Origin of the sequence: Streptomyces sp. SCSIO 75703 (assembly GCF_036607905.1) — a bacterium.
In the GTDB taxonomy this organism is placed as follows: domain Bacteria; phylum Actinomycetota; class Actinomycetes; order Streptomycetales; family Streptomycetaceae; genus Streptomyces.
Genome location: NZ_CP144555.1, coordinates 6,849,144 through 6,862,771 on the forward strand (window position 1 = coordinate 6,849,144; position 13,628 = coordinate 6,862,771).

Consider the following 13,628-nt stretch of genomic DNA (forward strand, 5'->3'; position numbering starts at 1 on the left):
GGGCCGCAGGCCCTCCAACTGCTGCAGAGAGGATCGATCATGACCTCGGACCACGACATGCTGTGGAGTCGCTGCGCGTACCTGGGTCGCGTCCTGCTCCCACTGCTGGACCAGGAGCCATGGCGTCAGGATCGCCGCCGAGAGCGGTTGCACTCTTGGGGCATTGCCGTGGCGGTGGGGGAACGACTCATGGAGGTCTTCGCGTCCTTGGCCGCTCACGCTGTCGCGGTGGACACTTCCTTGTCCGCTGCAGAGTTCGAGAACCTGCCCCTCAACGCCGTGGCCGACGCGGCGACCGGCAAGCAAGACTTCGCACTACTCGCCGGGCTCCCCGACACCTTCGCCGACGACCGCGACGACGTTGCGGTCAAGGCTTTCCGCTTGTACGCCTATAAGGGCGGCCAGACCAGTCTCCAGCTCTTTCGGCTGGGCACGGAAGTGCGCCATACGCTGACCGTCCTCGCCGCCCGCGAGTCGGTACCGTCCCCCACGTGCGGAGACATCTTCGGCCAGGCGGACAAAGCCCACCTGCCGCTGTGAGCACACCCGCTCCGATTGCCGCCGGCAACACAGCCTGACGGATGATCTACTGCGCAGACTGCCGCCGACGACCAGCGTGAGCATCCCGAGAGCCGGTCACACCAGCCCTTTGACCTGCGGTTTCAAGTTGGCGGAGGCTCAGTGACGGTGTTCTCGGGCATGACAGCCCCTCACATACGGGCCGCCCCGCCGATCGCGGCGACCTCGAAACCACCTTCGAACTGCGGCCCTGTGGACAGAGTCCGGCCGCCGGGCGGGGAAGAGAGATCCTCTCCCCGCGCCGCTCGCGCCACCCCTTGTCCAGGTCCGCTGCCTGCGGCATGCAGCCTGAAACGGGGCAGTTCCCGGGGAGGAGAAGTCTCCGTCCCCGGGCGCTGCCCGGCTTCCGACTCAGTCCAGGCCGCAGCCGCTCCGAAATCCCGCGCTGCCGTTGCCGCGGAAGTCGTCGAGGAACTGGGACACCTGGTCGACCTCCTGCATGCGCGCGATCAGGAACCCGGCCGCGAACCACGCGGTGTGCGACCCGGCCCCGCTCGCGAGGCACCACCGCTTGAGGTACCGGCTCGCCACCGTCACCGTCACCGGCTGCCGCAGCGCGTACGCGGAATCGCAGTCGGCGTGCTCACCGAACACGGCCTGGCGCAGGTTGCGGGACTGGACCGAGGCGGGCGTCTGGCCCCGCCTGCACGACGCACTGCTGACCGAACTGCGCCGAGCCGACCTGCCGGACCTGGACGATTGGCCGTGGACGGCTCGCATATTCGGGCTCTCAAAGCGGGAAAATCACGTTGACCCCTCGCCCGTTGACCGCGCCAGGCCCGGCTCCAAGCACCATCTGATCGTCGACCGCCACGGCACGCCGCTGGCCGTCCCGCTCACTGGCGGCAACCGACACGACGACCCCCAGCTCCTACCGCTGCTCGACGCGATTCCACCGATCCGTGGCCTGCGAGGGCGCCCCGGCCGCAAACCCTGCCGCCTGTACGCCGACCCGCGGCTACGACTTCGACAAGTACCGACGTCAGTTGTGGAAGCAAGGCATCAAACCCGTGATCGCCCGCCGCGGCACCGCTCACGGCTCCGGGCTTGGCAAGATCCGCTGGTAGTGGAGCGTGCGTTTGCCTGGCTGCACCAGTTCAAGCGTCTGCCCATCCGCTACGAGCGCAAGGCCGAGCACGTCACACTCGGTGCGCTGGTTTTTTGGGGCCGAGGCCGAGACTGCGTCGAGCCGGGCTTCGATGCCTGCGAAGAACGCGGTGAGTTCGCGTGCTCCGCGGCCTGGCCGGGCGGGCACTCAGGCGTCACGAGGGGTGATCTCGCCCATCTCCCCCCAGCCATCCATGCCGGGGATTTCCGTCGAGACGATCCGAGGCTTGGCGGCCACGGCATACGACATCTCTTCCATGGCCTTGATGAAGTGCGCGGACTCCACGTGCTCCCTGCCCGCTTCGCCGTCACGGAACGCCTCGACCAAGACGAACTCGTTGGGATCGTCGACGCTGCGGGACCACTCGAAGAAGAGGTTGCCGGGCTCGTCGCGGGTGGCCCGGGTGAAGCCGTCGACCAGGTCGAGCCACTCGTCGGCGCGCTCGGGCCGGACAGCGAACTTGACAGTGATGAAGATCATGGGTTCCCTTTCGCGCCACGGCGGTGCGGACGGAGGCAGACTGTTCTGCCCTGAAGGAGTCCATCATCGCAGGCAAGATCAGCGATCCAGCACACCTTCGGTACGCGCCGCCGGTCTGGCACATTGCGGTGGCGCGCGCAACCTTGAACGCGGCCCCTTCCCGGCTGCGGGCCGAGAACCCTGCAGCGCCCCGTGAACGCCGCCGCGGGCGCCGCTGGCACCGCGGGCGAAAGCCAGGTCACCGTCTACCGGCGATTCCCCCCGCGAGGCCCCTGCTGGACGCGCTGCGCGAGCAGAATGCCCGCGAGTCCCCCGACGCGATCGCCGGAGTCGACGCGCTCCGCAGCCCGCCCCTGCCGGTTCGTCAGCGCGCCGGCCGGGATCGTGCCCGAGCGGTACGGGCCCGTGGGCCACGCTGCACACCCGCTTCCGCCGGTGGCCCCTGGACGGCACCTTCGAGCGAATGCTCCGGGCCGCCCAGGCGCAGGCGGACGCGGCCGGGGACATCGACTGGCTGGTGTGCCGGTCTACTCCACCGTCGTGCGCGCCCACCAGCACGCCGCCGGCGCCCGAAGAGGGCCTTCTTGGCGGGCCCCGGCCGCGTGCTGCTGGGCCGCACGATCGTGGAGTCAACCGACACGGCCCAGCCCAGCTCCTCGTCCGCGTCCGCCTGAGCCACCAGGGCGGGGAACACCCGCTCCCAGGAGCCGTCCACCGCCCACATCCGCAGCCGGTTGTAGAGGCCGCGCCAGTTTCCGTACCGCTCCGGCGGGTGCACCCACTGCGTGACGGTCCGAAACCTGCAGGCGATCGCGTCGAGCACCTCACGGTGGTCCCTCCAGCGGCCACCCCGTTTCAGCGTCCGGTCCGGGAGTAACGGCTCGATCCGCGCCCACTGCGCATCAGTCAACGGCACGCCCGAGCTCCTCTTCCAGGTGCTGACCGAGCGCGAGGAGAAGAACAGCGTCGCCATCGCCTCCAACGAGTCCTTCGACAAAGCGCACATGTTCCGGCGAACGTGTGCGAGGTGGCGCCGAGAGTCAACGGGTTCCACAGGGAGATTCCGTGCTGCTGACGACTGTGGCGGCTATCAGCGCTACCAGGTTGTCGGTCCAGCAGTCCGATTCCTTGGTGGCGACCTCGACGCCACATCCCGGGCAGACGAGGTTGGGGCCGTCCTGGCCGTGAAGTCCGCAGCAGCCGCCACGACGTCCGGCGTCGGGATGCAGAGTGGTGCCTGGCACGTCGTCAGCATGCAGGACGAACAGCGTGGCGTCGTAGGTGATCGCAGAGGTTCCTTGCGCCCCGGCGGGTCTGCGATGCGATGGTCGGACAGGTGATCGCTGGCCGGGGCGGGCTGCGATCCCCGGAGATCGCCGGTGAGAGGGTGCTCGCAGTTCGCGCAGGTGAAGAGGGTCACCGGGACATCGAGCCGGGTCACGCAGTGCCTGGTCCCGGTGCGTTTTGCTGTGCTGCGCGAGCCGACCGACGTCGACATGGCCGGCGAGGTAGATCATGCCCCCTTCGGGGACCATGCCGCGGTGCCCGGCAAGTGGGAGAAGACGCTCTGCGGCCGCACGATCGGCCGCCTGGAAGAGGCAGGCATGCCCCTGGTGGCCGAGGACAACGAGACGGGTACCGCCCTGCCGGCCGCGTTCAAGCGCGACCCGGGCGCGGTCACCTCAGCTTTTTCTCGCCAATGTGCTGGAAGGAGGTGAAGCGTCGGGAGATTCCCGGTACACAGAAGATGGCCACTGCGGCGATAGGCAGTCGCTTTTCCTACGCATACAGGATGCGTCGACACGACTACGGGGGTATCCGTGTCCGAGATCGAGACTCTTTTGAGTCAAGCCGTCCCAGCGGTCAGCGCGGCTGTGAGCGCCTACGGCGCTGCGGTGCTGACCCGGGCCGAGGACGAGGCCGCCGGCGCCACCGTGCGCCTCGGGCAGCGCCTGCTCGAACGGCTGCGCCGGAACAACCCGGATCGCCCGGCATTGGACGCGGCGGTGACGGATCTGGCGGAGGCGAACGACGACCCGGACGCCGTGGCCGCCCTGCGCCTACGGATCCGGCATGCGCTGCGCGACTCTCCTCAGCTACACGCGGAACTGGCGGCCCTGTTGCCCGTGCCGAGAGCGGAGGCGAGTGGTGAGCGCACAGTGGCCGTGGCCGGGGACATGACGGGGATCGTGTCCACCGGGGACGGCGCGACGAACATCGTGCGCCGATGAGTACCGCCGGGACCCCGCCGGAGGACCCGGCCGGGAGGCTGGCTCCGGTGGACGCGGCAGTCTCCGTCCCAGGTGCCCGCAAAGCCGTGGTCGACGTCAACCACGGAATCGTCAGCCAGGGTGACAACGCCATCAACCTGGTGTTCCAGGAGGGCGGCTACGCACAGATCCCCAGCCTTGCGGCGCTCACCCCGCGTCAGCCCGAGGTGCTGGCCGCGCCCGCCGACGTCAAGCTGTTCGGCCGCCAGGCCCTCGTGGAAACCGTCGTCTCCCAGCTGACCGAGGGCACGAGCGTCCAACTGTACGGGGACGAAGGCGTCGGCAAGAGCGCGATCGCGGACGCCGTGCACCAGCGCCTGCGCACCCGCGGGACGCGGGGCCATGTGCTGCGCCCCAGAACCGGGGAGACCGGGACCTTGGCGACCCTGTACGAGCGGATGGCCACCGTCCTCTTCGGCCACCGCTTCCTTCGCGAGGTCGACGAGACCGAACTCCGCCAAGCTGTCGCCACCGTGCACGACGTGCACATCACCGTCGTTGACAGCGCCCTGGACGAGGCCGACCTGCGCCGGCTGCTGCAGACCTTCTCTGGTTGCACCTTCCTGTTCACGTCCCCGTACCGCACACTGCCCGACGCTGCTGCTGCCCACCACGTACAGCCGCTGTCCCCCGCCGCGGCCATCGAACTGCTCAACTCCGAACTGGGCCTGGAACTGGGCCCGGAAGGCCTGCGGAACCTCCAGTTCGACCTCGCCTACCGCATGTCGGAGGGACGACCGCAGCGGCTGCTGCTGTACGCGCGGTTCATCAAGGCCTCGGACGACTGGCGCGATCGCGCGGACAGGGGACCGCACGACCAGCCACCCGCCTTCGACCCGGTTCAGCTGAGCCCCCGGCACCAGGCGGCTGCGCTGGCGGTCGCCCTGAGTGAACCGGCCCGACGGGTCCTGGTGGCACTGGCCACGTTCGGGACGCCGCTCGGCCCCGCGTGGTTCGCGCCGGTCACGGGGCACCCCGACGACGCGGGCACCGAGCGGGAACTGCTGGACCGGAGGCTGGTCGTCCACGCGGGGGATGGCTACGCGATCACCAGGGACGCGGCGGCCGCGGTGCGGGACCTGGCCTGGGACCCCGCGCCGGCCGCCGCGGCCGCCGAGGGGCTGCACGCCGCGCTCGCGCGACGTGAGACCGTCGCCACCTGGCCGGACCCGCATCTCCTGCTGACCGTCGCGCAGGAACTGAACGCTGGCCAGCAGTGGGCGCTGACCACGCGCTTCGTCCGAGTCGCGGTGTCCGCCGCGCTCACCGCGGGGTCAGGATCGGTCGCATTGGAGCTCTACGGCCTGGGCCGGATCGCCGCCCTGCGCGGCGGTCTCAGCAAGGACCACGCCTACTACGTCCACACCGAGGAGCAGACCCGGAACCTCTTGGAGGGCGACAAGGCGGCCGTGGCCGCGGCCCTGCTCATCCTGTCGCCGCCGTTGACCACATCCGCCGTGGCAATCGGCGGCAAGGGCAGCGGCTTCTTCGGGAAACTCGCCACGACCGTCACCACCAAGGCCGGCCTCACCGCCGCCGCCGTCACGGTGGCCGCGGCGACCGCCGTGACCGTCGTGGTGGCCACCACGGGCGACGGCAAGCCCGCGGGCTGCTCCGAGGCGCTCGCCGCGAACAGCGCGCTGAACGAGCGGGACACGCGGACGCCGCAGGACCTTGCGGCCGCGTACCGGCAACTGGCCGGCGGCATGACCACCGCCGCGGGAAAGGCGGACGACCCGGCCCTGCAGTCCGTTTTCCGGCAACAGGCCGTCACCTTCAACGAGAAGGCCGACAACAAGGAGGCGGAGACCCCTCCGGACAACATTCACCCCGATGTGACGGCCGCCCTGGTGAGCAGCGAGAAGCTGCGGGGTGGGATCGAAAACCTCCAGGCCCTGAGTTCGGTCTGCCCGCTGGACTGAGCCGACTCTGTAGTTCACCGAGCCAGACCGGCTGACTTCCGATGAGGTGGAGGCCCTGCGCGATCTGTCCTCGCGGCGGCCGGGTCCGCCGATCTGAGCGAGGCGGGCGGCATCGCGGCTGCGGTCGCCGGGCCCGCACGGCCATCGGTGACAGCACCACCGCCGCGTGACAGGAGTTCCTGGAGATCCCCGACGTGGCCACCCTGGAGGCTGATCCGCAGGCCGCTCGGACGCGTACGCGTTCACCGCGTTCCCGGTCGCACAGCAGGCCGTCGGCGAGTACCAGGACGACGCCCTGGCACTGCTGGGCCGCACCCAGGAGGCCGGAGCCGGGGCCCGGCGTGCGTACCGGTCCGAGCGGGGCCGCCCCTGGTTCCCGCACAACCCGACCGGCGCGGACGCCGTCGCCGCCGCGACGAAGGCCGCCGACACGGCGAGGGAGCGCGTAGCCGAGTACCTGCCGGCGGCGCGGCAGAAGCAACTGCACGAGCGGTCCGCCGCCCGGCCCGAGAGGCCCGCATCGTGGACGGATCGGCTGCCCAGCCTCGCCGCGCGCCCGCTGGACGGCGACGCCACCGGGGCGGTGATCGCATGACGGGCGAGCTGAGCGGCGTCGACCTCGCCCGCCAGGCACTCATCGCGGCCCCGGGCGGCGAAGAAGAGGCGCCACCCAGACGAAGAAGCCCAAGCAGCGCACCGGCACCGTCGTACGCCGTGACGGGCGCGATCTGCCAGCGATGCCGACAGCCCGGCCGCCGCTCTCGCGATGGCGTTCAAGACCGCCGAAGCCACCCAGGTCGCTGGCGGACGGTCACCGCACCCCGCCACGCCGCCTCGTCCGTTCCAGATCCTTCTTCGTAAACGGCCACCTCACCGAACGGCCAGAAGCAACCTGAATACGCCAACTCACCCTGGAAACAGGATATTTACCCGGGAGTAATTCCATAAAGAGCTCAAGCGATCTTCACCATGCGATCAGTTCGTGGTGCGATCTCATCGCGCCCCCGCGGTGATCACCGCGGGGGCGTCTGTCATGTTCCCGACTGCATGGGGGCTTCCCGTGCGTTCCAAGACCAGTGCCGCGCTCATCGCTTGTACCCTCGCGGCTGGTTCCGTCATGTTCAGCGCGCCCGCCGCCTCAGCCGCCGCCTACTGCAGTTCCTCCGGCTACACGGCGATCGGCCTTCCCGTCGAGCGGTGCACCTCCATGTCCAACGGGGTGCTGCTCCACAAGAAGGACTACAACAACCCGACTGACCTGTGGACCCGGTACGACAAGACGAAGGGAACCGCCGTCAGTGTCCGCCTGGGCTACAGCATGTCCGGCTCCACCACCCACTCCTCCTACTTCACCATCAGCTCCGGCGGGAGCGTGACGAAGCACTGGCAGAAGTCGGGCACCTACATGTGTTACAGCAGCACCCGCGTGCTGAACTACAGCGGCGGCACCTTCCAGACGCCGGCCGCGCACTGCTGAGACAAGCAACACGATGGGCCCCGTCCGCGAAGGCGGGGCCCTGTTGCGCCGCCATCCTGCCAAGGACCTTCACACGTGTTTACCGCGATCTTCCAAAACCATTACGGCTACCTGGGGCTCTGTACGCTGGCCGCCCTCGTTCTGGGCGGAGCGGCATGGCTGGTTTCCCGCCGCATCGGCAACCCGTACGGCGTGTGGTGGGCCGGGCTGGCCGGCGCACTTACTGGCGTACTGGGTGTCACCTTCATGGGCAGCGGGCCGGCCAGCGGCCAATGCGTCATCAACCACAATCTCACCGAGCCGTTTCGCACCACGCAGGGCCTGTGGAACCTCCTCATGACAGTGCCGCTCGGGCTGTTTGCCCTGCTGGCCCTGCGCCGATTGCTGCCCGCACTCGTCGGTGTCGTTGCGCTGCCCTTGGCCATCGAGTTCACCCAGGGCATGGTGAACGGCCTGGGGCGTGTATGCGACAGCGCGGACGCAGAAATGAACATCCTCGGCGGACTTGCTGGGCTCGCCCTCGCCGCAGGGGTGCTTGCCAGGCGCGCGGCGCTCAACTGGCAGGCAGGCGCCAAGGGCTCGCTGATCGCTTCCGCGGCGCTGCTTGTGCTAGGCGCTGGCGTGGCCGGCCCGATGCTGACCTTCACGCATGTGGACGGCACTGGCCTGTCGGCAGCAGGAGCTTCGGAGCGCCAGGCCGTCGAACAAGTGGTGAAGGAGGCGTTCGGCAACCGGTACAAACTGGGACACGTCTACGTGCAACCGTGTGTGGGAGCGCCATGCACCAATCTCGCCTTCACCCTGCTCAGCCGTGACGAGGGACATCCGGAAGCATTCAGCAACGGCAGCTTGTCGTGGCCGGACAAGAAGCATCTGAATGTGCTCTTGGAAGACAGCGACCGTCCCAGCGTCATGGGTTATCCCGTGGCAGGGGCGAAGGCGCCATCCACTGAGCAGGAGGCGTACCGGATTGCGCACACCTACATGAACACGCACTACCCGTGGGCGAAGGATGCGGTCGAGCACCGGACATATCAGGTGGGGGAGAAGGCAGAACTAGGGTGGATAACCAGCTGGCGCTGGCTCCACGACGACGTCCTGATGCCCAGGATGCTGGACGTGCAGGTCGGCAGGAGCGGTCGCGTATCGCAGGTGGATGTGACCCTCGGTCCGAAGCACGTGAAGTTCGCAAAACCAAAACTCGACGCCAATCAGGCTGAGGAAGCGGTGAGAGAGGGGCTGGTCGCGCAGAACCGGATTCATGGAGACGGTGATCTCAACAAATCTGAAGTAGAATCCCAGTACCGGATCGAAGCATTCTCCCTTAAGGTCGCTGATGGAGACGGCACTTGGCGGCCTGAGTGGCTCGTTAATGTGTCGATGCGCGCAGAGCAACCGGGCGCAGATCCGCAGGAGTCAGGCGGGGCGGATATGTGGCGGGTAGACGCGTTGAATGGTCAGGTCTATGACGGCACCAACGCGCCGGTGAAGGACTGACCCGCACTCGCGCTTCGTCCCCTTGGGGGATCTCGCCTGGTCGTGGGCATCGTCCTGGCGTGAGGCTGGGGGAAGTGGAACGACTTCGGGTGAGTTGGCGGCGTTTGCTGCCGATGTGTTCGCCTCGTTGCCGCGGCGAGGTCCTGTTCCACCAGTACAGCGCGAGCGCGGCGGCGGAGTAGCCGGCGCACGCGGTCGGGTAGGGGTTCAGCCGGTCGGGGCTGATCGGCTCGATGACGGCCTTGTCGTCGGACGGCTCGATGCTCTTGGGCGGCGTGCTGGGCATGGTGGGCCCATCGTAGGTACGCTGAGCGGCGAAGACCCTGGAAGCGTCCCTGGCAGTCCGCGAAAACGGGCAGGCCACACCCCAGACCAGCGGTCGCCCATGTGGTGAAGGAACCACAGGTGCAGCGGGATGCTCACGAGCGCGTACAGCCACAGCACCACCCGCATCGCCCAGTCCGCCGGGCTGATGGACGTCTTCCCCTTCGCCATGGTCCTGACGGTAGTGACCAGCCCCTCGGGCCGGTGCACGTTCGTGAGAACCGGCCGCCAATCCGGCCGGAGCACCGAATCCTCGCCGGCCGCCCGCTGCTCGGCTGCGTGCGGGGTCAGAGGCGGCGGCCGAAGGGCCACCAGCTCCGCCGCGTCCGGTGCCGGGGAGGGGCTTCCGGGCGGGGAGGTGCTGAGGGCCGCGGCGGCAGTGGAGGTGCCGTCGACGCTGGCGGCGTGGGATCAGGAACGGGTGGTGATGCTGGCGGCGTTGCCTCGGGGAGGCCGAAGTCGATGGCGCCGGTGTGGCCGGTGTGGCTGGAGGTGGAGCAGCTGGTGGTGCGGCAGACGTGGGCGGCCTGGTGAGGCGCGGCGCCGTGGGGGTGAGACGGGTCGCCCGTCCCGGGCCGGGCTTGCGTGTGGCGGCGGATCGGGTCTGCCGGAGGGTGCGCTGGGCGAGCGAGAGCGGCGGCGGGCAGGCGGGCGGGCTGCTGTGGCCAGTGGCGGCGTCGTAGGACCAGTGGGCGAGCCGCCAGTGCTCTTCGGCGAACATCTGCAGCTCGGGGCTGCCGTTGCGGGGTGTCCAGACCTTCCAGGCGCCGACGGCCATGACGAATGCGCCGGCGGCGAGCGGAGCGAGGAGGCTGGAGTGCTCGGACCGGATGCGAACGGTGAACCCGTTTCCGTCGGCGAGCCGGAGGACCGGTCAGCCCTGGTTGTCGTTTCTGATCTCGGCGATGCGGCCGTAGACGGCCACGGGGTGCTGGGGCTTGGGTCCGCGGGTCAGGCGTGTATACAGCCGGGTCTGGTCGGAAGGCGTGGGGCCATGGCAGAACTCGCCCCAGCTCACCGCTGTCTTTTCGCCAGGTCGGCGCACCTTGAACTGGGCGACCACGTCGGTGTCGTAGTCGTGTTTCTGCAGGAAGCGCGCGATAACGACCGCGCTGTTGATGAGAGGGGGGCAGCAGCGGCCGCACGGTGGAGACGTTCACGCCGAACTGGTCGCTGCCGTCGGCTGGGGTGGTGCCGATGACGGGGGTGGTGGCGCCGATCTGGTTCACGTCGTCGGGCAGGACCAGATGCAGCTCGTCGCCTTCGATGACGGCCACGCCCTGAGAGCTGTGCGCGATCTTCTGCAGCACTTGGACGGGGTTGAGAGGGCAAATGTCCTCGTGCCGCCGGTCCCGGGCGAGCCGGAACAGGGCGCCGCGGGGAGCGCGGCCCACCGTGGTGCGCTGGGACACCACCGGCGTCATGCAGAACGCGCAGATCGACGGGGTCTTCTGGCGGCGCCACCAGGGTTCGTCGTCGATCTCGTACGCGAAGACCTTCGGGCCGATCGTCTCATTCTCGAACAGGCGCGCCTTGTCCAACTGCCGCCACCCCCTTGATCCACAAGGTCTCAGGGGGCCACGTAGGTCCGCGCGTCGAAAGACTGACTGCGGCCACTACCTGCGGGCTACGCGAGCGAGGAACACTCTTCGTACGCGATTCGTACGTCAAACATACGCGGTTCGTACGGTTTATGGGTAGGGTGTCGGTCAGGAGGTGCTTTCATGTCCGAGTTGTTCGACGCGGTCGACACGCTGCTCGCGTCCCGCGCCGTGCTGCCGCCGCCGGCGGAGCGCAAGCGGCTGCGTGCCGCGCACGGCCTGACGATCGACGAAGTGGCCACCGCGCTGCGCGTGCGGCGGGCCACGGTGTCCGGCTGGGAGTCCGGCAAGACCGAGCCTCGCCCGCCCGAGCGCGATGCCTACGCCCGGCTGCTGGACAAGCTCGCGGAGCTCTACCCCGCCGACACCACCGCGCCGGTTCAGGACGCCGCAGCGCCGGCCACGTTCACCGCTCCCGCCCCGGCGGAAGCACGGACTCTGCCCACAGGCCGGGCGCCCGACGCCGCGGACATGGCTGCACCTGCGAACACCCAGGCCCCTGCCCCTGCTCCCGTCGCTGCTGCTCCGGCGGCCGCGCCGCGTCCGGCGCGCACCACCAGGCCGCCGTCGACGTCACGCCGCCCGCATGCGAAGAAGGCGGCCCCGGCCGGAACCCCCGCAGGCGGTACCGATCCGCGGTTCGAGAACGGGCCGCTCGCGGTCGTCGACGTCGAGGACGGGCAGGTGCTGGCGTACTGCACCGGCGGCCTGGTCCTGGACGTGCCCGCCAAGTCCCTCCCGGCCCTGGTCGACTGGACGCTGCGCGAGGCCAAGCTCGGCCAGCCGAAACTGTCGGGGCCGGGCAAGGACGCCGACCCGCTGATCGTGCTCACCGAGGCCGCGCTGGAGCGCTACGGCCTGCCCGTCACGCTCACCGAGGAGGAGAAGCACGCCGGGCGGATCCCGGAGGGCCACAAGGTCATCAAGCAGCTCGCGCGCGCGGAGTGGAAGCTGACCAAGCGCGGCTTCGGCCCGTGGGCGCGGATCTACCGCCCCGCCACCGGTTCGGAGCGGGCCTGCGTGCAGCTGTGCATCCCCTCCTGGAACGCGCTGGACACCCGGCACTGGGGTGAGGCCGGGCAGCTCCCGCCGGCCGAACTCGCCCGCGTCCTGGGCGTGTACGCCTCCCGCGTGATGACGCCGCGCGGCTCCACCGCGGTGACTGGCCTGGAGCTGATGACCGCGCTGCACCCGCCGACCCGTGCCTCCGAGCCGGACGCGACGGGGAAGCGGCACTCCGAGCACAACCCCGGTTCGCTGGGCAAGGACGCCATCGACCCGATGAACTGGCCGCCGTGCGAGGTCCCCGACGGCCACCCCGTCCTCAAGGACCTGCCGCGGTTCCACGTGCGCGGCCCCGGCGAGAAGCTGTTCGAGGAGGCGTACGACTGGGCGCGGCCGATGACCGATGCCGAGTGCACCCTGCGCCACCTGGTCGGCATCGACGTCAACATGGCCTTCGCCGCCGGCGCGAACGGCCTGCCGGTTGGCCTCGGTGAGGCGACGCACGTCACGAACCCGGCGTTCGACCCGAAGCTGCCCGGCTCGTGGCTGGTCGACCTGTCCCACGTCGACCTGTCCCGCGTGAAGGTCGGCAAGGAGTGGGTGGAGCTGGACGGCAGCCTGCTGCCGTCCCCGTTCACGCCGAAGGGCGAACACCCCGAGGGGCCGGCCTGGTACGCGACGCCCACCGTCGCCTACGCGGTAGAGCTCGGCTACGAGGTACGCCCGGTCGAGGCATACGTCCGCCACGACAACGGCCGCTACCTGGACGGCTGGTACAAGCGGCTGCGTGACGCCTACCTCGCCACGATGGCCGACCTCGGCGTCGACGCCGACCTGCCGCCGGCCGACTTCCTCACCGCGATGGACGGCTACCAGGCCCGCGACCCGGAGCTGGCAATCGTCACTTCGGCCATCAAGGCGACGGTCAAGGGCGGCCTGGGCAAGCTCCGCGAACGCCCGCGCGGCGAAGGCTGGCGGCCCGGCGAGCCGTGGCGCGCCCTGTCCCGCCCGACGTGGCGGCCCGACATCCGGGCAGCGGTCATCTCCCGCACCCGCATCAACCTGCACCGCAAGATCCTCAAGCACGCCGCCTTCACCGGGCAGTACCCCGTCGCGGTCCTGTCCGACTGCGTCGTCTACGCCGCCGACGGCACGTCGCCGCTGGACTTCCTGCCCTACCGGGACGGCAAGCCGCTGCCCGGCGGCTTCAAGCTCGGCATCAACCCCGGCCTGGTCAAGCACGAGGGCACCCAGTCCGTCCTGTGGGGCGAGGAAGTCCGGGAGCGGTTCAACGCCCCGCAGCTCAACCTCGCCCGGTACATCAAGGACGGCACCGTCACCGACGTCGACAACGGAGAATAGGGA

Annotated in this window: 10 protein-coding genes and 3 pseudogenes; 9 read left to right on the forward strand and 4 right to left on the reverse strand. The window is 69.6% G+C overall.

Annotation, left to right across the window (positions count from 1 at the left end; genetic code table 11):
• Positions 1 to 39: 39 nt before the first annotated feature.
• Positions 40 to 540, forward strand: a complete 501-nt coding sequence (locus VM636_RS30095; protein WP_030422248.1) for a hypothetical protein — start codon at positions 40 to 42, stop codon at positions 538 to 540.
• 390 nt (positions 541 to 930) lie between these two features.
• On the opposite strand, the gene VM636_RS30100 is transcribed toward VM636_RS30095, so the two are convergent.
• Positions 931 to 1,173 carry a hypothetical protein gene (locus VM636_RS30100; RefSeq protein ID WP_107091438.1) on the reverse strand — a complete coding sequence of 81 codons (243 nt, stop codon included), beginning with the start codon at positions 1,171 to 1,173 and terminating at the stop codon, positions 931 to 933.
• On the opposite strand from VM636_RS30100, the pseudogene VM636_RS30105 reads away from it, so the two are divergent.
• Positions 1,172 to 1,714 (forward strand): annotated as a pseudogene (locus tag VM636_RS30105) (IS5 family transposase); the annotation flags it as partial. The gene VM636_RS30100 and the pseudogene VM636_RS30105 overlap by 2 nt on opposite strands.
• A gap of 120 nt (positions 1,715 to 1,834) precedes the next feature.
• Here the strand turns inward: VM636_RS30105 and VM636_RS30110 are convergent.
• Positions 1,835 to 2,167 carry a putative quinol monooxygenase gene (locus VM636_RS30110; protein ID WP_030422250.1) on the reverse strand — a complete coding sequence of 111 codons (333 nt, stop codon included), beginning with the start codon at positions 2,165 to 2,167 and terminating at the stop codon, positions 1,835 to 1,837.
• Between the two features lie 384 nt (positions 2,168 to 2,551).
• Between VM636_RS30110 and VM636_RS30115 the strand changes: the two are divergent.
• Positions 2,552 to 2,743, forward strand: a pseudogene (locus VM636_RS30115) (IS5/IS1182 family transposase); the annotation flags it as partial.
• A 124-nt stretch (positions 2,744 to 2,867) separates the two neighbouring features.
• On the opposite strand, the pseudogene VM636_RS30120 reads toward VM636_RS30115, so the two are convergent.
• A pseudogene (locus VM636_RS30120) lies at positions 2,868 to 3,083 on the reverse strand (transposase); the annotation flags it as partial.
• 490 nt (positions 3,084 to 3,573) lie between these two features.
• Here VM636_RS30120 and VM636_RS30125 point away from each other — a divergent pair.
• The 5 genes from VM636_RS30125 (at position 3,574) to VM636_RS30145 (ending at position 9,333) form a co-directional block, all read left to right on the forward strand.
• On the forward strand, positions 3,574 to 3,885 hold the full coding sequence (locus VM636_RS30125; protein ID WP_158786516.1) for a hypothetical protein: 312 nt from the start codon (positions 3,574 to 3,576) through the stop codon (positions 3,883 to 3,885).
• 102 nt (positions 3,886 to 3,987) lie between these two features.
• Complete coding sequence (locus VM636_RS30130; protein WP_234312751.1) at positions 3,988 to 4,398, forward strand: hypothetical protein; 411 nt, start codon at positions 3,988 to 3,990, stop codon at positions 4,396 to 4,398.
• Positions 4,395 to 6,359 (forward strand): ATP-binding protein, encoded by a 1,965-nt coding sequence (locus VM636_RS30135; RefSeq protein WP_159042154.1) that lies wholly within the window; start codon positions 4,395 to 4,397, stop codon positions 6,357 to 6,359. Before VM636_RS30130 ends, VM636_RS30135 begins: the two co-directional genes overlap by 4 nt.
• A gap of 1,060 nt (positions 6,360 to 7,419) precedes the next feature.
• Positions 7,420 to 7,836 (forward strand): hypothetical protein, encoded by a 417-nt coding sequence (locus VM636_RS30140; RefSeq protein WP_159042153.1) that lies wholly within the window; start codon positions 7,420 to 7,422, stop codon positions 7,834 to 7,836.
• Positions 7,837 to 7,911: 75 nt separating this feature from the next.
• Positions 7,912 to 9,333, forward strand: coding sequence for a VanZ family protein (locus VM636_RS30145; RefSeq protein WP_053914766.1), 1,422 nt, complete (start codon positions 7,912 to 7,914; stop codon positions 9,331 to 9,333).
• A 1,198-nt stretch (positions 9,334 to 10,531) separates the two neighbouring features.
• On the opposite strand, the gene VM636_RS30150 is transcribed toward VM636_RS30145, so the two are convergent.
• Complete coding sequence (locus VM636_RS30150) at positions 10,532 to 10,720, reverse strand: hypothetical protein (RefSeq protein ID WP_234340505.1); 189 nt, start codon at positions 10,718 to 10,720, stop codon at positions 10,532 to 10,534.
• A 661-nt stretch (positions 10,721 to 11,381) separates the two neighbouring features.
• Between VM636_RS30150 and VM636_RS30155 the strand changes: the two genes are divergently transcribed.
• Positions 11,382 to 13,625: a helix-turn-helix transcriptional regulator gene (locus tag VM636_RS30155; RefSeq protein ID WP_053914765.1), complete on the forward strand. Its 2,244-nt coding sequence runs from the start codon at positions 11,382 to 11,384 to the stop codon at positions 13,623 to 13,625.
• Positions 13,626 to 13,628 lie beyond the last annotated feature (3 nt).